Here is a 16,293-nt window from a genome sequence, read left to right as displayed (position 1 = left end):
TCATTTGGTTCGGTTTCTTTTGCTAACTTAGTTCTTACCAACGCAACACACGAGTGCAGCGAACTGGTGAAGCAAACCATACACAAACACGTTAGCAACAATTTAAAAAAACAAAATTGACAAGATTTCTTTTATTTATATTATTTACAATACCATTCTTTACAAATTGTAAAAATCAAGATAGAGAGTCTGGTAAAATCGAAAGTAATTCACAGGAAGTATTCTCAGAAATTGATTCACTAAAAACCATCTGTAAAACTGATTCGAATGAATTAACCAAATTCATATTTTCAACTAGAAAGGATGTTAACATTTTTGACCACTTTGAATATGATGAGCACTGGGATAAAATATTAGATAATGCTAAAGAATATGAGACACAAGTTTTATCTCTATTAAACTGTTCTAATTTAACCGAATCACAGAAGGGTTTTTTAATACATGCAATGAACGGCCTTTCTTTTGAAGAATATATAGAGTTTATCGATAGATGCTTCGATAAATATTTGTCTAACCGAATAACTCTTGAAACATTTGAATTTAATGTAATATTCAATATCATAAAACATAGACATTATGTTAGTAAATACTATCAAAACGAAAAAATAATTGAATTACTTACTCGTATTAAAAGTCATAAAACCATCAGAGGAACCAGATTGGAAAAAAGAATTGACAAAGTTCTTTCTGGTGAACATTGGAAAGAAAAGATTGAATTTTATTCTGGAGCTGCAATGGATGGTCATACTGAATTGTTAGAAGGATGGTAAATCAAAAAACTGTAGCCAACAACGTGTATAGCTAATTGCTCAGTCTGTGTGTACTTGAACACGAGCGAAGCGAACTGGCGCAAGCAAAATCCAACGGATTTTCCTCTAGTTCGTTTTCTTTTACTAATTTAGACCTAGCCAACGCAACGAAATTATACACAAACACGTTGGCATTCATATTGACAAAGAACACGAAAGAAAAAAATGAACAAAAAAAATAGTGTATTTATCGCAACAAGTTTAGATGGATTCATCGCTGACAAAAATGGCGGAATAGATTGGCTTCATACAATACCAAATCCTAATATGGATGATATGGGATACGTAGAATTCAATAACGATATTGATGCACTTGTTATGGGAAGAACAACGTTTGAAACTGTGTGTGGATTTGATGTCGATTGGCCTTACGATAAACCTGTATTCGTATTAAGTAACAAATTAAGTGAGATACCTGAAAGTCATAAAGGAAAAGCGTTTTTAGTTAAGGGAACTTTAATAGAAATTTTAGAACATATTCACGAAAAAGGTTTTAACAGATTGTACATTGACGGAGGAACTACAATAAGAAACTTTCTGAAAGAAGACTTAATTGACGAAATGGTGCTTACAACGATTCCTGTTTTATTAGGTGGTGGATCTTCTTTATTCTCTGAACTTCCAAACCAATTGAATTTCGAACTGGTTGAAACTAGAACATATTTGAATCAAGTAACACAAAGTCATTATAAACGAAATAAATAATACGAAATGCCAACAACGTTTACAATCAATTGCTAGGTTATTGCCTACTTGGAAAATCCTACGGAATCTCCTCTGGTTCGTTTTCTTTTGCTAAATTAGTTCTAGCCAACGCAACGAAATCATACACAAACACGTTGGTAAACATTTGAATTAAAATTAAAACAAAAATTTTATTTATAGCATTTGTACTTTTTCATTCCGTCTTCAGTTAAATACGGGAAGATCAAATTATTTACATAAACTACGTATTTGTTTTTTAAATTTGGATTTAGAAAATCATCAGCATTAAGGTTCATAAAGAAAAAAGTACGCATCGCACCACTTAAATCCATTAAATAATCTAAATCGTTGTCGGTTAGTTCTTTTCTCAATAAATTTTGAACTTGCAGCTGTTTTAATATGTTTAAATATCCATTTTTTCTAGCATTATTATCTTGTTCTATCTTTAAAGAAAGAGCTGAATAACTTCTCTTAATTTCAATAAAATCAACATAGAAAAATAAATATTTTAATGAGATTTCAAAAGTGATTTTTGGCGCGTCAAGTATGCTTTTCAATAAATTACCGAAATCAAAAGTCTTAATAATTTCCACCGTTTCTTTTAGCATATCTTCATATAAACTAAGTATTAATTGATTTTTCGTTTCGAAATGATAGGTAACATTACCATAGCTAATAGAAAGTTCTGTAGCGACTTCTCTTAACGTTACGTTTTTAAACCCTTTTATATTAAAAAGTTCTCTAGATATATTCTTAATCCTGTCTTTTGTCTTCATTATTACATAAAATTAGGTCATTTGGACTAATTTTAAAATTATTTAGATATCTTTGCTTTAAAATATATTCAAAGTGAAATCAATATACAAGAATAATCAAGCAAAAATTGATTTAATGAATCTTTATGATAAAAAATTAAAAGATTTGCAAATTGATTTTGAAAACATAGATATTGACACAAAATTTGGAAGAACAAGAGTTGTAAAAGCAGGCAACTATAGTGGAAAACAAATTGTAATGTTTCATGGTTATAATGCAGGATCACCGATTACTTTAGAAGCAATAAAAGACATATTAAACAACTATTGTTTTTATGTTATTGAAACTGTCGGACAGGCAACCAAAAGCGAAGAGTCTATCATCAATATTAATGACGATTCTTTTGCGCTTTGGGCAGATGAAGCATTGGAAAAGTTAGAAATACAAAAAGCAAATGTTATCGGTATATCATATGGTGCTTTTATAGTTGGAAAAATAATTGTCCACAAACCTCAACGAATAGAAAAATGCATTCTTGTAGTTCCAAGTGGAATTGTTAATGGAAATGTTTGGAAGTCAACAAAAAAATTAACCTTTCCATTAATTAGATGGAAAATCACTAAAAAAGAGAAGCATTTAAAATCTTTTTTAAGCGCATTTGTTCCTGTTGAAAATGATTTTTTATATCAAATGTTGAGTTTAATCATGAAAGGTGTAAAATTAGACACAAGACTACCTAAACTGCTAAAAACTAAAGACGTTGAAAATTTTACAGCACCTGTTTATGTAATTGCAGCTAAAAATGACGTTTATTTTCCTGGTGAAAAAATTGCGCGAAGGTGTAGGGAGCTGTTCTCAAATTTAAAAGAAGTCCATATTTTAAAAAATTCAAAACACATGCCCTCTAAAGATACGTATCCTATTATTCAACAAAAAATAGGGGAATGGATCAACTAAATATTAAGGTGTTATAACAGTGAATCTAGCCGAAAATAGCTTGAGGGTTTTTGCATAAATAACCACAACGAATACGTTGACAAACAGTTGAAAATATCATGAATTACAAATTTTATTTTTTATTATTATCATTAATCCTTGTCAGTTGTAATAACAACCAAGTTAATTATAAAAAAATTGCTTCCTTTCAAGATCATTCCATTAAAAATTTAGAAATCTCGGCAGATAAACACACACGTGTTCTACTTATTTTTCCTCATGCGGATGACGAGATTACTTGTGTTGGACTTACTTCTTATCTGAAATCGAAAGGAGCGAAAATCCATATGTTAACTCTAGGGCACAGCTCAGAAACCAAAATAAATGAAACTAGAATTGAAGAATTAAATTGTTCGGCAACTAAAATGGGTGTCGAAAAGTTAGAAATAGCGGGTCTAATTATTAACAAATGGGATGATATAATGAATGATAACATTTCATTTTGGTATGACAAAAAAGACAGCATTAAAGCTATAATTTCAGATAAGATAAAAAGGTACAAACCTCAAATATTAATAACATACGATACTGAAATTGGTGGATACGGTCATCCTGAACATCGAATATCTGCACAATTAACTGAAGAAATATTTCATGAAAAGAAAAGTGATTCTACACTTTATCTTGAGAAAATTTATCAATTTAGCTTACCAGAAAAATTAGAAAATTTCATGCTAAGTAATATTCCTGCTTATGATTATTCAAAGAAATTAACAAATAGTGAAGGTCTTCCAAATCCAGATGTTGCGCTTAATATAGCTGATTATTGGAAAATAAAGAATGACGTAGCTCTTTGTCATGAATCTCAATTTAAAATTTTGAATAAATTCCACATGATAGCCAAAAAAGGTGAGTTAAAAAATCATTCAGAGGCATTTAGCAAAGAATACTATACTGTTATAGAATAAACGATTTGCCAACAACGTCTATAATTAATTGCTTGATTCTAGACTACTTAGAAATTCTTTCGGAATTCCCTCTGGTTCGTTTTCTTTTACTAATTTAGACCTAACCAACGTGATCAACTATTAAGGCTAGTAGATTTTTGCTCGACGTTTTGAAAAAATGATGCCAGCAAAAATGAACTAACGAAAATAATCACCGAAGATAAACCATAGATAAATACGTTGTGCGTCATATCAAAAACAAAAAACGAATAAAATGGATATTGAAATAAGGCCTTTGACTAAAGATTTACAAGACGATTACTTGTTTCTCTTTGATAATATGATTCACAAAGAAAATCCTGATTGGTCAAAATGCTATTGTAATGACTATCATTTTCTAGGAGATGTGGAAACATGTACACGTGATATTAGCCGTTCTTTGATAATTAATCGTATCAATGAGAGTGAGTTGCAAGGTTATTTAGTTTTTGAAAATAATAACCCAATTGGATGGTGCAATGTAAACGATAGATTAAAATATCAAAGGTTATTGAGAGACTATGATTTGATTGATAACCCTGATGATAAGGTTTGTTCAATTGTTTGTTTTTTAATACATCCCGATTATAGAAGACAAGGGATATCTCAAAAGATTCTTGAAAAAATTATTACAGATTATTCAAATACAGATTATCATTATATTGAATCATATCCAAAGAAAGGAGAATCAAATGCGAGTAATTTCAAAGGTCCAATAGAATTATATAAAAGAAACAATTTCAAGACGCACAAGGAGTATGATCAATATTATGTAATGAGAAAAAAACTAAAATAAATACAGTGCACAACAACATGTATAGATAATTGCTCGTTCTGTATGCACTCGGACACGAGCGAAGCGAACTGGCGCAAGGAAAATCATACGGAATTCCCTCTGGTTCGTTTTTGTTTACTAACTTAGTTCCAGCCAATGCGATCAACTATTAAAGCTAGTAGATTTTTGCTCGGCATTTTGAAAAAATGACGCCAGCAAAAACGAACTAGGCAAAATAATCACCTAAGGTAAACCATACACGAACACGTTACCCAATATTTAAAAAAAACTTATGAAATTAAAATTACTAATAGTTACAACTTTACTATTTGGCTTTTTAACACAAGCGCAAAACCTGAAAGACGAAAAATTAATGGGAGAATGGCAAGCTGTAAAAGTTGATATTCCAAACTCTGACGAAATTCCACAAAAAGAAGCTTTAGAAATGGTAGAAAATGCCTTCCTAAACTCAATATTCAACTTCAAAGGAAATACAGTTTTTAGAATCAAATTTGGAAAATTAGCAGATAAAAAAATGAAAGAACTATTCTTTCTCGATAATCAAAACTGGAAAATAAAAAATGACCAAATATTAATTGGAACAGAGAACAATGGGTTCGCTTCAATGCGTATTACTTTTCAAGAAAACAATGGTAAAACTTACTTCATATTGCCAATGATTAGGCTAGAAATGGAAAAATTAAGTAATGATAAACCTTCAAAACCAAAAATTATTAAATCAAAGTCAGAAAAAACAGAAAGTGTCGATTACTCAAAAGCAGAAATCGTAACTAAAGACATTGATGAATCTCAAATTATAGAATTTAACGAATTGGAGAATCCACCATTAGCACCTGAATGTCAATCAAAATGGGACATCGAAAAAAGAAAAAAATGTACAAGTAAATATATCAGTATGCATGTTTCAAGAAAATTCAATACTGATTTAGCAGCAAAAGTTGGTGAAACAGGTAAAATAAAAATAAATATTGAGTTTGTGATTGACACAAACGGAAATCCAATAAACATTACTGCCAACGGTGGACCTGAAATTATGAATCAAAATGCTATCGAGGTTATAGGATTATTACCTGATTTAAAACCAGGAATGAAAAATGGAAAACCAGTAAACGTTTTATATAAAATGCCTCTAGTTATTCAAATCGCAAATTAAAAAACGTTGGGTAACAACTTGTATTATGCATTGCTTGGAAATTCCTATCAGAATTTCTGTCGCTTCTGAACGATGAATTTCTCTTTATTTGCTAACTTAGTGCTAACGCAACGAAACCTTATACGAATACGTTAGCCAACATTAAAAAATGTTATTAATTCATTGGACAAAACATAAAAACACATCTGATATTCTCAAAAATGGAATTCGACCAAAACGAAGAACGTCTGAATTGGACGAAAAAAAAGTAATTAAGGGAATTTGGTGTTATCCTTTTACTCGAAATAAAAGCCTCAATAATAACTGGAAAAGTAATCTAAAAGTTTGGAGACAAGATTTATCTAACTTTAACGGAATTGTTTTTAAATTGGAGGACTCTGATTTTCCGATTTATGCAGGTGAATTTGCCGCTGTTGGTAGTTTTCCTGAAAAGTCCAAATATTCTAGTAAAGAAGAGTTTTCGAAAGTTTACGGAAAGTACTTTTCTCCAAAGGAATATGGGTTTGAACTGAATAAAGAAACCTTAGAAGAAGGAGGTTTAGATTATCAAGATTTTGAAATCATAATTCCGAACCGAATTGATCCCAAAAGAATAATAAAAGTGATAAAAGATAGAAAAACATTGGCTAACAAGATGTATAAATCATAGTGGTGTCACAACAATAAAGAACGAATGTCATATCAAATAAAAAATACTCTGATTTTGAATCAGAAAGAATTTGACATCATAAAAACGACAAAAGAAGGGTTGGTAAAACCTCAAGATTTTGGCATTAAGCCTAAATACTGCTCATCTATTCTCATGAGAGGATATGTTACTTCCTATAAAATTGATTCCGACTTAAATCTTATTCTAAATAACTTTTGCGTTAATGTAAATATGAATGATGATATAAAATTTGTAAATGGAATTCCACCTCACATTTCCTCAAAAACAGATATTAAATCAGGAACTACGTTTAGAGAATATAGAGACCCCAACTTGCCAGTTGAATATTCAGGATATATTTTAATTGGACATAAAATCATAAAACTCTTAGATACAAAATACAGGCTTTATGGCGCTGATTATGAAGAAGTTATTGAATTAAGCGTAAAAAAAGGCAAGGTTATTTCAATCAATAATCTATCGGAAAAAATGTTGCAACATAAAATGAAATTTAAAGATGGTGATTGGGAACTAGATATTCAAAATACAACATTTGACAACGAAATTCTAAAGTGGCTTTTTAAAGATATTGAATTTTGAATACTGTGGCCAATACCTGTATAATCCATTGTTAGTACTAGCCTACTTGCGAAAATCATACGTATTTTCCTCTGGTTCGTTTTCTTTTACTAACTTAGTTCTTACCTACGCGATCAACTATTAAAGCTAGTAGATTTTTGCTCGACATTTTGAAAAAATAACGCCAACAAAAACGAACTAGAGAAAATAATCACCGAAGGTAAACCATACAAAAACACGTTAGCAAACATTAGATGAAACTCAATCTTTGGAAAATTATTTTGATTTTAGCATTATCTTTTGGTTGTCAATCTGACCAAAATCTTAATGGAAATTATTTCTCATGTAGCATGGGAGAATATACTGAGGTTTATTTCAAACAAGATTCGATGAGAGTAACGTTGAAAAATGAATGGGTTCAACTATCAGAATGGCGAAAAATTGAAATTAAAAATGATACTCTTTATTTTGAGTCGTTCGGAGAATGGAGTGAGAATAGGAAAGCAAGAATAAGATATATCGGAATAAATAAAATCGAATTACATGTTTTCGAAAACAATGACAGGGTAGATTTAAAACCAATTAATGAGAATCTAAACTTTGAAAATCTCGATGAATTTTGGAATGGATTTAATAATCGATTGAAATCCAAAAAATGTGAATAAAAAAAAACGTTAGCTACAATTTAAAAAAATGAAATCCCAAGAAAAAATATCGAACGAAAAAGGTAACTGGTACATCGTTGAGATTATCGAAAAATGCGAGCCAGTTGATCGCAATGAAAAGCAAGATTTAAGGAGAGTTACGACTTGGGGAAACCATCACCTGATTAAAGCTAATTCTCCTGAAAGGGCATTCGATAAAGCTGTAAAACTCGGAAAAGAAGCTGAATACAAATTCACTAATACTGACAAATTGGAAATGGAATGGATTTTTGTCGGAATTGGAGAACTTTTACCAATTTATGAAGAAAATATTGAGGACGGAACCGAACTAATGTGGAGAGATTACGGATTTATATCTGATCGGAGAACCAATCGATTAGTTTTTGATAAGAAAGAGTTATTAAAGAATTTTAAACCAATGTAATTTTAATTGAACAAACTTTGAATATGTTTAAATGGTTAAATAGATTCTTTAAGAAGACAAAGAAAACTAATCTTGAAAATTTAGAATATCTTGTTTTCGGAAGATTCTTCAGTGATAACTATGGCACTTATGAAATTTACAAACTAACGCGTTCGGAATTATTAGTAGATAAAAGAGAGTTGTGGCACAATGAAAGACATACCAAAAATGGATACACGTTCGTCGGTGAATTAATGTCTCAAGAAAAATTTGAACTTATAAAAGATTTAATTAACCAAGTACCAAATGACATGCTTGATGAAAATCTAAACGGATTTTATACCACTGGAAATAAAAACGAGGATAAACTGATAGTGGAAATATGTGATGGAATTCTAAAGAAAGAAATTACAATTGATGATTATGAAATAGAAACTGAAAACCTACCGACCGAATTGAGAAAATTTAGACTTTTAATAGAAAGTAAAATAAAAGAACTCGATTGAAAAAAACTACACCTAACAACGTGTATAATTCATTGCTAGTACTCGCCTACTTACGAAAATCCTCGCGGATTTTCTATTCGGTTTGTATTTGCTAAATTAGTTGCTAGAAATACGCAACGAAATCATACACCAACGCATTGTACACCATTTAACAAAAATGAACGAAGACAAATAATTATGGGAATGAGAACCACTTTATATGGTTATATTGAGGAAATGGATTTTTGGAAAAGTCCTGTTCAAAATAAAGTCAAAAAACATAATCATGAAGTAATAAAACAGTTAAATAAAGCAGATGAGTGGCCACCACTTTCCTATGAAATGTTTTCTATAACCCATAACTCAAGTCACGAAATTCCTCGTGCGAATTTGGAGTATTCTGGTAGAATTATCCACTTCGGTGCAAATCTAAAATCGGTTGAATATGAATTGGACGAATGGATTGCTAAATACGAAAAACTATTATCTGAATTAATATGGCTGGAATCAAAAGTTCATTTTCAAACTGAATACTCTGAATTACAAACGCTCTCATGGAGTGTTGACTTGAATACCTATAAAGTAATTCACAATGGAGAATTTCCTGAAAATATTGACAAATCTTGTTGGAATTTTGAATCGACTTGGAAACGACAAACATAAAAAAACGTTGTACAACAACATGTATAATTCATTGCTAAGTTGGCTAAGCACAAGAAAAATTCCTACTTTTAATAAAAATCAAATCTAGCAGAAAATAACGCACGTTCTTTTCCGTAACATAATCCTACACGAACACGTTGTTATCAAGCTAAAAATCCAGAACAAACAAAAAATAGAATGAACTTAAAAATACTAACTATTAAAGTTGTTCTAATTTTTGGAATTTTAACAACATTATTTACATGCAACGGACAGAATAAATCTAAAAATTTAGATACGCCTGAAAAAGTTATTGAACTTGGTGAAACTGTTTCTAAGCTCGACCAAAAAATATTACTAATCTTCCAAGATTCTAATAATAATATTTGGTTTGGAGGTAATGATAAAGGAGCTTATAAATATGATGGGGAAAGTCTAGTTCTTTTTACTGATAAAGATGGACTTATTGAAAGTAATATTTGGGGAATTCAAGAAGACAGATTTGGAAACATCTACTTCGACACAGCAGAAGGAGTGAGCAAATTTGATGGGCAAAAATTTACAACTTTAGAGATAGTAGAAGATAATTCTGTAGAAAATGAATGGAAATTAGAACCGTACGATTTATGGTTTAGAATTGGATGGAATAATAACGGACCATATCGATTTGATGGAAAGTATTTATATCATTTAAAATTTCCAAAAAATGAAGTAGAGAACGAATTCATTTCCATTAATCCTAATGCTAGTTACAATCCTTATGGTGTTTATTATATCTATAAAGACTCTAAAGGAAATATGTGGTTTGGCACTTCTAATTTAGGCGTTTATCAATATGATGGAAAGGAAATTCGTTGGATGTATGAAAAACATTTAACAGAAACTCCTGAAGGCGGTTCTTTCGGGATTCGTTCAATTATTGAAGACAGAGATGGATATATCTGGATTTGTAATCCGAAATATAAATACAAAATATTACTGGATGACACTAAGTCTAATGAGCTCAAATCAATAAATTATCAACGAGAGTTAGGAGTAAAAAGTAAAGAATTAGAAAGTTTGTATTCTATGTCGATGACTATAGATAATGATGGAAACTTGTGGATGGTAACATACGATAATGGTGTATGGAGAAGTAATGGCACTGAACTAATTCATTATCCAATTAAAGATGGCGAAACTGATGTTTTACTATTTTCAATATATAAAGACAACCAAGATGTTCTATGGCTCGGAACACATAACGCTGGAGTTTATAAATATAATGGAGAGTCATTTGAAAAATTAGAACTGTAAATAGCCAGCTTACAACAACGTGTATTGTTAATTATTCGTTCAGCTTGTACTCATACACGAGCGAAGCGAACTGGCATTAGCAAAATCCTACAAATTTCCTTGTGGTTCGTTTTCTTTTACTAATTTAGTTCTAACAAGTCATACATAAACGTTAGACGATTAAACCAGACTACAATGCTAAAAAATAGTGATATAAAAACTCAACTTAAAATTGAACTAGAAAATGCAATATCTGAATTTAAGTCTTCTGATATTGATGTGAAGCTACAAATTGGTTATGATAAACTCATGAGCTTTGATTTTGAGTCTTATAAAGTTAAATTAAAAGAAGAGATACATAGGAAACTATCCTCTGTTTGGACAAATGTTGAAAACGGAATAAACCCTGAACAAAAATTAGATGCAATTTTATTAGAACATTACATACCTAATCAACTAAATTTAGAGGCTTACGCTTACGGCATTATTGAATGGGAAGAAAGAGATGTAAATGACGTGGATGTTGATATGGGATGTAGTTATGATTTTGCAGATGGATTAGAACAAGATGAAGGAATTACACTTGATTTCTTTAACCCTTATGTTGAGATTATTAATGACGAATCAATAGACGATTACAAATTGGCTCACTGCTATAGATTAAAAGGATTTATTGCTATTCATGAGGTTTTCTATGAGCTATACAAACAAAATACATTCAATAAAATTAACATGAATGATGAATTCTATATTTTAGTAGGTGAACATGACTCCTATTGCTATGCTGTTTTATCAAATCTCGAAAATTAATAACACTACCTCACAACGAATATAACCAATTACTTGGTCTGTGTGTACTCTAATACGAGCGAGGCAAACTGTGCTAACAAAATCATACAGATTTCCGCGTTGATTCATTCCCTTTTACTATCTTAGACCTTGCCAACATAACGAACCATAAACCTACACGTTATATGCAAAAATTAAAGCAACACATTTATTAATATTTAAAATTTAAAAATCATGGGAGCAATTAGATTAGGTGATGAAGCACCAAACTTTACAGCACAATCAACAGAAGGGGAATTAAATTTTCATAATTGGCTTGGAGATAGTTGGGGCATTTTATTTTCACATCCAGCAGATTATACTCCTGTTTGTACCACCGAACTGGGAACAGTTGCTAAATATAAAACTGAATTTGACAGAAGAAATGTAAAGGTAGCTGCATTGAGTGTAGATGGTTTAAAGTCGCATAATGGCTGGATTAATGATATTAATGAAACACAAAATACAATTGTAAACTTTCCAATAATTGCAGATGAGGATAGAAAAGTAGCTATGCTATATGATATGATTCATCCTAATGCTGATAGTAAATTGACGGTCAGATCTGTTTTTGTTATAGGTAGTGATAAAAAGGTGAAATTAACTATCACCTATCCCGCTTCAACAGGCAGAAATTTTGATGAATTACTAAGAGTTATAGATTCTTTACAGTTAACAGCTTATCATAAAGTTGCGACACCTGCAAATTGGAATAATGGCGATGAATGTGTTATTGTTCCTTCTGTTTCTAATGAAGATATTCCTAGCTTATTTCCAAAAGGACATACTGAAGTTAAACCATACTTAAGGTTAACACCTCAGCCTAATATTGATTAAAATTAGTATATAGCAAGGTGTATAGTTAACAGCTTATGCCATATGTAATCGAACACGAGCTTAACAAACTGATATTAGCAAAATCCTACAGATTTCCCTGTGGCTCTTTTCCTTTCGCTAAATTAGTTACTACCAATGCATCAACCATACACAAACACCTCGCATTTAATTATGAGATACCTAATAATTTTAATAACTATACTATCATTTTCAAATCTTTATGCTCAAGTTAATGAGCAAGAGATTTTAATAAAAAATGGTATTACAAAGAGAATAATTCAAGGATTTGAATACAAAAATGACTCACTTATAAAACAAACTTATCTTGTTGATCAATTGGATGAATTTGGAAATACAATATCATTTCGAGAGTATGATTTAAACGACTCATTAGTTGAAGAAACAAAATACAAGTTTTCTGATGACGGAATGACGGAATATGGGGAAATGCGTGATAAAGACGGTAAATTAAAGTATACTATCGTTACCATAAAAAACAAAGAAAAACGCTCTATAAGAAGGATGCAAATAAGCTCCAAGAATGACACCCTAGTTGAACAAGTTTGGATTAGAGATAAAAATTTGAATGACAGTATTCTTTACCGAGTGAGAAATGGGAAAAAAATCGTGAGTCATAAATGGAATTATAATCAAGGTCATATGCTTACATCAAAAGAGCAGTATGACAAAAACGGTAATTTATTTTCGAGCCAATCATATACTTATGAAAAAAGTGGAAATTGTATGAAAAAAAGAGGAAACAGAAATAAACTAGTGTCTATTAAATGTAAAGATGGAAACAAGAATATTTGGAAAATCCTTAAAGATAATGTGGGCTATCTCTCTGGTATAAAACTTGTTTTAGAAAAAGGAGGTGAAAGAATCGAAACAAAATTAGAAAACGGACTTATTGAAAAAATTGAATATTTTTCAAAAAAAGGAAAGCTACTAGCGCAAATAAAATACACATACGAAAGAAGTAATTAAGCACAGTAAGGTCGATATTAATTTAAAGATGGAATTTGAAGAGGTATTAAATAATCTAAAATTAGAAAAGGAAAATAATTTAGCTCAGGAATGTTTGAATGAAATTCAAAACAGGCAAGTATTATTTCATTCTGGATTTGAACAGGAGAAAAAAGAACTTACTAGTCTTTATCGTCTTAGATTAAAAACAGCAATGGACTTAAACCGAGATAAGTTCGAAGAAGATGTTCTAGCCAATTGGAAGAAAACAATAGATGAGTTAGAATCTTGTTCCGCAAAAAAATTAAAATTAAATTGAGTCAGAACTGAATTCAAACAATTCATGATATTCTGGAATTCCGAAACAAAAAAACTTGAAGGTATTTTTTATTTGTATCCAAAAAACACTATAAAGGATCAAGAGGAATATAATACTGGAATAATTAACGGAGGGCTTACCGTAGGTTCAAAAAAATATAATAAAGGAACGTTTATTAAAGAGTGGAAATAAAACAGCGCCTTACAACCGATATAACGAGTTGACTGGTCTAGTGTACTCGAGACACGAACATAGCGAATTGGCCTTCCCAAAACCCTACTAATTTCCCTCTAATTCGTTTTCTTTTATTAACTTAGTTCCTAACCAAAATAGCGCACCATAACAAGAACACCTTGTAACCAATAAAAAAGAATACCAATGAAAGACATCCCTGGAATCGATGAAAACGGTAATCCTAAACATGGACCTTTTAAACTGTTCTTCAAAAACGGTCTTATCTCTTGTCAAGGTGAGTTCGACAACGGAAAGAAATCAGGAAAGTGGACCTATTTTCTCAACAATGGCCAGATGCAATCCACTGGTAGCTTCAAGGACGGAAAGATTGTTGGTCAGTGGACATGGTTCTTCAAAACTGGTGAGCCTCGAGGAATTGGAGGTTTCAACGATAACGAACAGAAACATGGTCTATGGAAGCGATACCATGCCAATGGTCAACTCTGGGACGAAGGTCAATTCGAACACGGCAAGAAGAAAGGTACATGGAAGGTCTATAGTGACGCTGGCGAACTCCTAAAGACGCAAACTTTCAAATAGCAGAACGACCCCAACTTAAACAAACACCTTATAAACAAACTTAAAAAACTCATGATATATTTACTGTGGTCCATTGTTAATTTAACCATTGCATTCTACTTTCTATATCTGGTTGTTGGATTTATTAGAAAAGGTATGCGAATTTTTAACCCTAAATTTAAAGTTGTTTCGGCATTTGTAATGCTCATTGGAATTGTCCAAGTAATTTCGGCTGTTAATTCGGAAGAAAAAACGAACCAAATAACCATTACAAACAATTATAATAAAAAGAATAATTCTAAAATAGAAAAAGTAAAACTCGAAGATAACCTGACTTTTGATATAAATATGTTCGTAAAGTATTCGATTGAACAAAACCAATGGATTCCTATAGAGAGTAATAGTTCTATAACGGGATTTGTTAGCGGTTACGATTGGGAATTCACCGCTATTGAAACTGATAATTATAAACCGAATGGGAAAGCCGAATTTACCGCAAATGGAATTTTGAAGTGGCAGCTTTTCGGAATAACCGTTTATAACGAATCGAAAACATTTAACGGAATGATACAATAGAACCAACACATCAATACTAATTATTTAAAATGAAAAATAGCAACGAATATCCTGTTGGATTCTATTTTTCACTTTCATTTGAAGGCGAAAATGTAGCATTTAAAGAAGTATCAGGAATCACGAAAGAGTTTGGCGTGAAGGACATAACTAATGGTGGAGAAAGTCGATTCAAATATCGATTACCAACTGCCAACTCAAGTAAAAACTTAGTCCTCAAAAGAGCCATTGTTCCATTGGGTTCAAAACTTATTGCCTGGTGTTCCGAAACGCTCAATGATGGATTAGGAGCGGCAATACAAACAAAAGATGTATCTGTAGAATTGATGGACAACGACAGCAAAATATTGATGAAATGGACATTTTACAATAGCTATCCTGTAAAATATTCGCTCTCCGATTTAAAATCGCAAGAAAGCGAACTATTGATTGAAACGGTTGAATTAGCATATGCCTATTTCGACATGACACCTTCTACATAAAACTTATTTAACCCATAACTAACCTCATACAAACATGTTGTGGTACATTTCTGAATTCATCATAAACTGTAACATTCCCTCAAATTATATGACTAATAAAATGGATAAATACACCATTTAAATGAAAAAAGAAAACAAAAAAGCCTTGTTCAAATTTCTTGGAGTAGTTTTATTGTTTATCACAATTCTAGTTATTGGGTTAAACACCACTAATCAACACGGAGAATATTACAAAGAAGTCAATCTTAATTTTACAGGTATAATAAAAGAAATTAAACCTTTAAATAAATACGGTCATGGCTTTGGTGTAATAGCAATTGATATTCATGACTCTAATATAACTAACTACGATGAACGTAAAAATTTAGACAAATATCTTGGTGTAATAAAAGGTAAAAAAGCAGATTTAGTTTTTAGTAATGTTAATTTATTAAAATCAGGTGATTCAATAGTATTTAAAACTCAAAACTATAAAATTTTCAGAAACGGAAAACTAATTAAAGAAAGTGTAGTTGATTTGCCTAGAACAAATTTCATTTTCAAACCATTTACGAAGTTAATCAGCTAATTGATCTATAAGAGCTTATTACAACATTAAGTATAGTGAATTGTTATGTAACATAAACAACGAACTCACGTTAACAAATCTCGTTAGTTCGTTTTCTATTTACTAACTTAGTGCTAGCCAAAGCAACG

General features: G+C 30.9%; 23 protein-coding genes. 22 read left to right on the top strand and 1 reads right to left on the bottom strand.

Annotated features, from left to right (window positions below; genetic code table 11):
* Positions 1 to 116 precede the first annotated feature (116 nt).
* A complete protein-coding gene (locus tag Q0787_RS14070; protein WP_298903477.1) occupies positions 117 to 770 on the top strand; it encodes a hypothetical protein in 654 nt (217 codons plus the stop codon).
* Positions 771 to 974: 204 nt separating this feature from the next.
* Positions 975 to 1,514 (top strand): dihydrofolate reductase family protein, encoded by a 540-nt coding sequence (locus tag Q0787_RS14065; protein ID WP_298903476.1) that lies wholly within the window; start codon positions 975 to 977, stop codon positions 1,512 to 1,514.
* A 170-nt stretch (positions 1,515 to 1,684) separates the two neighbouring features.
* Here the strand turns inward: Q0787_RS14065 and Q0787_RS14060 are convergent, their stop codons facing one another.
* Positions 1,685 to 2,290 carry a TetR/AcrR family transcriptional regulator gene (locus Q0787_RS14060; protein WP_298903475.1) on the bottom strand — a complete coding sequence of 202 codons (606 nt, stop codon included), beginning with the start codon at positions 2,288 to 2,290 and terminating at the stop codon, positions 1,685 to 1,687.
* A gap of 73 nt (positions 2,291 to 2,363) precedes the next feature.
* Here Q0787_RS14060 and Q0787_RS14055 point away from each other — a divergent pair, with 73 nt between their 5' ends.
* From Q0787_RS14055 to Q0787_RS13960, 20 genes are all read left to right on the top strand, one after another.
* Positions 2,364 to 3,227 (top strand): alpha/beta hydrolase, encoded by an 864-nt coding sequence (locus Q0787_RS14055; RefSeq protein WP_298903474.1) that lies wholly within the window; start codon positions 2,364 to 2,366, stop codon positions 3,225 to 3,227.
* A gap of 98 nt (positions 3,228 to 3,325) precedes the next feature.
* On the top strand, positions 3,326 to 4,174 hold the full coding sequence (locus Q0787_RS14050; protein ID WP_298903473.1) for a PIG-L family deacetylase: 849 nt from the start codon (positions 3,326 to 3,328) through the stop codon (positions 4,172 to 4,174).
* Positions 4,175 to 4,427: 253 nt separating this feature from the next.
* On the top strand, positions 4,428 to 4,988 hold the full coding sequence (locus Q0787_RS14045) for an N-acetyltransferase (protein WP_298903472.1): 561 nt from the start codon (positions 4,428 to 4,430) through the stop codon (positions 4,986 to 4,988).
* 271 nt (positions 4,989 to 5,259) lie between these two features.
* Positions 5,260 to 6,141: an energy transducer TonB gene (locus Q0787_RS14040; protein ID WP_298903471.1), complete on the top strand. Its 882-nt coding sequence runs from the start codon at positions 5,260 to 5,262 to the stop codon at positions 6,139 to 6,141.
* Positions 6,142 to 6,289: 148 nt separating this feature from the next.
* The gene (locus Q0787_RS14035) at positions 6,290 to 6,790 is read left to right on the top strand and encodes a hypothetical protein (RefSeq protein WP_298903470.1); all 501 of its coding nucleotides are present in this window, start codon (positions 6,290 to 6,292) and stop codon (positions 6,788 to 6,790) included.
* Between the two features lie 54 nt (positions 6,791 to 6,844).
* Positions 6,845 to 7,390 (top strand): hypothetical protein, encoded by a 546-nt coding sequence (locus tag Q0787_RS14030; protein ID WP_298903469.1) that lies wholly within the window; start codon positions 6,845 to 6,847, stop codon positions 7,388 to 7,390.
* A 233-nt stretch (positions 7,391 to 7,623) separates the two neighbouring features.
* On the top strand, positions 7,624 to 8,034 hold the full coding sequence (locus Q0787_RS14025) for a hypothetical protein (RefSeq protein WP_298903467.1): 411 nt from the start codon (positions 7,624 to 7,626) through the stop codon (positions 8,032 to 8,034).
* Between the two features lie 28 nt (positions 8,035 to 8,062).
* On the top strand, positions 8,063 to 8,458 hold the full coding sequence (locus tag Q0787_RS14020; RefSeq protein WP_298903465.1) for a DUF4288 domain-containing protein: 396 nt from the start codon (positions 8,063 to 8,065) through the stop codon (positions 8,456 to 8,458).
* Positions 8,459 to 8,481: 23 nt separating this feature from the next.
* Complete coding sequence (locus Q0787_RS14015; protein ID WP_298903464.1) at positions 8,482 to 8,943, top strand: hypothetical protein; 462 nt, start codon at positions 8,482 to 8,484, stop codon at positions 8,941 to 8,943.
* A 183-nt stretch (positions 8,944 to 9,126) separates the two neighbouring features.
* Positions 9,127 to 9,585: a hypothetical protein gene (locus Q0787_RS14010; protein ID WP_298903463.1), complete on the top strand. Its 459-nt coding sequence runs from the start codon at positions 9,127 to 9,129 to the stop codon at positions 9,583 to 9,585.
* 177 nt (positions 9,586 to 9,762) lie between these two features.
* Positions 9,763 to 10,860, top strand: coding sequence for a two-component regulator propeller domain-containing protein (locus Q0787_RS14005; RefSeq protein WP_298903461.1), 1,098 nt, complete (start codon positions 9,763 to 9,765; stop codon positions 10,858 to 10,860).
* A gap of 174 nt (positions 10,861 to 11,034) precedes the next feature.
* Complete coding sequence (locus Q0787_RS14000; RefSeq protein ID WP_298903460.1) at positions 11,035 to 11,649, top strand: hypothetical protein; 615 nt, start codon at positions 11,035 to 11,037, stop codon at positions 11,647 to 11,649.
* A gap of 213 nt (positions 11,650 to 11,862) precedes the next feature.
* On the top strand, positions 11,863 to 12,504 hold the full coding sequence (locus Q0787_RS13995) for a peroxiredoxin (RefSeq protein WP_298903459.1): 642 nt from the start codon (positions 11,863 to 11,865) through the stop codon (positions 12,502 to 12,504).
* 171 nt (positions 12,505 to 12,675) lie between these two features.
* Entirely contained in the window at positions 12,676 to 13,491 is an 816-nt protein-coding gene (locus Q0787_RS13990) for a hypothetical protein (RefSeq protein ID WP_298903458.1), read from the top strand.
* Positions 13,492 to 13,519: 28 nt separating this feature from the next.
* Complete coding sequence (locus Q0787_RS13985) at positions 13,520 to 13,789, top strand: hypothetical protein (RefSeq protein ID WP_298903457.1); 270 nt, start codon at positions 13,520 to 13,522, stop codon at positions 13,787 to 13,789.
* A gap of 24 nt (positions 13,790 to 13,813) precedes the next feature.
* Positions 13,814 to 13,981, top strand: coding sequence for a hypothetical protein (locus tag Q0787_RS13980; RefSeq protein ID WP_298903456.1), 168 nt, complete (start codon positions 13,814 to 13,816; stop codon positions 13,979 to 13,981).
* 336 nt (positions 13,982 to 14,317) lie between these two features.
* The gene (locus Q0787_RS13975) at positions 14,318 to 14,563 is read left to right on the top strand and encodes a hypothetical protein (protein ID WP_298903455.1); all 246 of its coding nucleotides are present in this window, start codon (positions 14,318 to 14,320) and stop codon (positions 14,561 to 14,563) included.
* A gap of 51 nt (positions 14,564 to 14,614) precedes the next feature.
* Positions 14,615 to 15,118 carry a hypothetical protein gene (locus tag Q0787_RS13970; RefSeq protein WP_298903454.1) on the top strand — a complete coding sequence of 168 codons (504 nt, stop codon included), beginning with the start codon at positions 14,615 to 14,617 and terminating at the stop codon, positions 15,116 to 15,118.
* A gap of 29 nt (positions 15,119 to 15,147) precedes the next feature.
* A complete protein-coding gene (locus Q0787_RS13965) occupies positions 15,148 to 15,597 on the top strand; it encodes a phage tail protein (protein ID WP_298903453.1) in 450 nt (149 codons plus the stop codon).
* 121 nt (positions 15,598 to 15,718) lie between these two features.
* Positions 15,719 to 16,165, top strand: coding sequence for a hypothetical protein (locus Q0787_RS13960; RefSeq protein WP_298903452.1), 447 nt, complete (start codon positions 15,719 to 15,721; stop codon positions 16,163 to 16,165).
* The last annotated feature ends 128 nt before the right edge of the window (positions 16,166 to 16,293 follow it).

The sequence above is a fragment of the uncultured Psychroserpens sp. genome (assembly GCF_947492715.1).
GTDB lineage: Bacteria > Bacteroidota > Bacteroidia > Flavobacteriales > Flavobacteriaceae > Psychroserpens.
This window is presented reverse-complemented; position numbering and strand designations above follow the sequence as displayed.

What these genes read in the sequence shown, in the direction of transcription:
- Q0787_RS13995 (WP_298903459.1), top strand. Translation starts at nt 11,863, where the DNA reads ATGGGAGCAATTAGATTAGGTGATGAAGCACCAAACTTTACAGCACAA.
- Q0787_RS13965 (WP_298903453.1), top strand. Translation starts at nt 15,148, where the DNA reads ATGAAAAATAGCAACGAATATCCTGTTGGATTCTATTTTTCACTTTCA.
- Q0787_RS14040 (WP_298903471.1), top strand. Translation starts at nt 5,260, where the DNA reads ATGAAATTAAAATTACTAATAGTTACAACTTTACTATTTGGCTTTTTA.
- Q0787_RS14065 (WP_298903476.1), top strand. Translation starts at nt 975, where the DNA reads ATGAACAAAAAAAATAGTGTATTTATCGCAACAAGTTTAGATGGATTC.
- Q0787_RS13990 (WP_298903458.1), top strand. Translation starts at nt 12,676, where the DNA reads ATGAGATACCTAATAATTTTAATAACTATACTATCATTTTCAAATCTT.
- Q0787_RS14010 (WP_298903463.1), top strand. Translation starts at nt 9,127, where the DNA reads ATGAGAACCACTTTATATGGTTATATTGAGGAAATGGATTTTTGGAAA.
- Q0787_RS13970 (WP_298903454.1), top strand. Translation starts at nt 14,615, where the DNA reads ATGATATATTTACTGTGGTCCATTGTTAATTTAACCATTGCATTCTAC.
- Q0787_RS14020 (WP_298903465.1), top strand. Translation starts at nt 8,063, where the DNA reads ATGAAATCCCAAGAAAAAATATCGAACGAAAAAGGTAACTGGTACATC.
- Q0787_RS14000 (WP_298903460.1), top strand. Translation starts at nt 11,035, where the DNA reads ATGCTAAAAAATAGTGATATAAAAACTCAACTTAAAATTGAACTAGAA.
- Q0787_RS14035 (WP_298903470.1), top strand. Translation starts at nt 6,290, where the DNA reads ATGTTATTAATTCATTGGACAAAACATAAAAACACATCTGATATTCTC.
- Q0787_RS14005 (WP_298903461.1), top strand. Translation starts at nt 9,763, where the DNA reads ATGAACTTAAAAATACTAACTATTAAAGTTGTTCTAATTTTTGGAATT.
- Q0787_RS13975 (WP_298903455.1), top strand. Translation starts at nt 14,318, where the DNA reads ATGCAATCCACTGGTAGCTTCAAGGACGGAAAGATTGTTGGTCAGTGG.
- Q0787_RS14025 (WP_298903467.1), top strand. Translation starts at nt 7,624, where the DNA reads ATGAAACTCAATCTTTGGAAAATTATTTTGATTTTAGCATTATCTTTT.
- Q0787_RS13960 (WP_298903452.1), top strand. Translation starts at nt 15,719, where the DNA reads ATGAAAAAAGAAAACAAAAAAGCCTTGTTCAAATTTCTTGGAGTAGTT.
- Q0787_RS14015 (WP_298903464.1), top strand. Translation starts at nt 8,482, where the DNA reads ATGTTTAAATGGTTAAATAGATTCTTTAAGAAGACAAAGAAAACTAAT.
- Q0787_RS14060 (WP_298903475.1), bottom strand. Translation starts at nt 2,290, where the DNA reads ATGAAGACAAAAGACAGGATTAAGAATATATCTAGAGAACTTTTTAAT.
- Q0787_RS13985 (WP_298903457.1), top strand. Translation starts at nt 13,520, where the DNA reads ATGGAATTTGAAGAGGTATTAAATAATCTAAAATTAGAAAAGGAAAAT.
- Q0787_RS13980 (WP_298903456.1), top strand. Translation starts at nt 13,814, where the DNA reads ATGATATTCTGGAATTCCGAAACAAAAAAACTTGAAGGTATTTTTTAT.
- Q0787_RS14045 (WP_298903472.1), top strand. Translation starts at nt 4,428, where the DNA reads ATGGATATTGAAATAAGGCCTTTGACTAAAGATTTACAAGACGATTAC.
- Q0787_RS14050 (WP_298903473.1), top strand. Translation starts at nt 3,326, where the DNA reads ATGAATTACAAATTTTATTTTTTATTATTATCATTAATCCTTGTCAGT.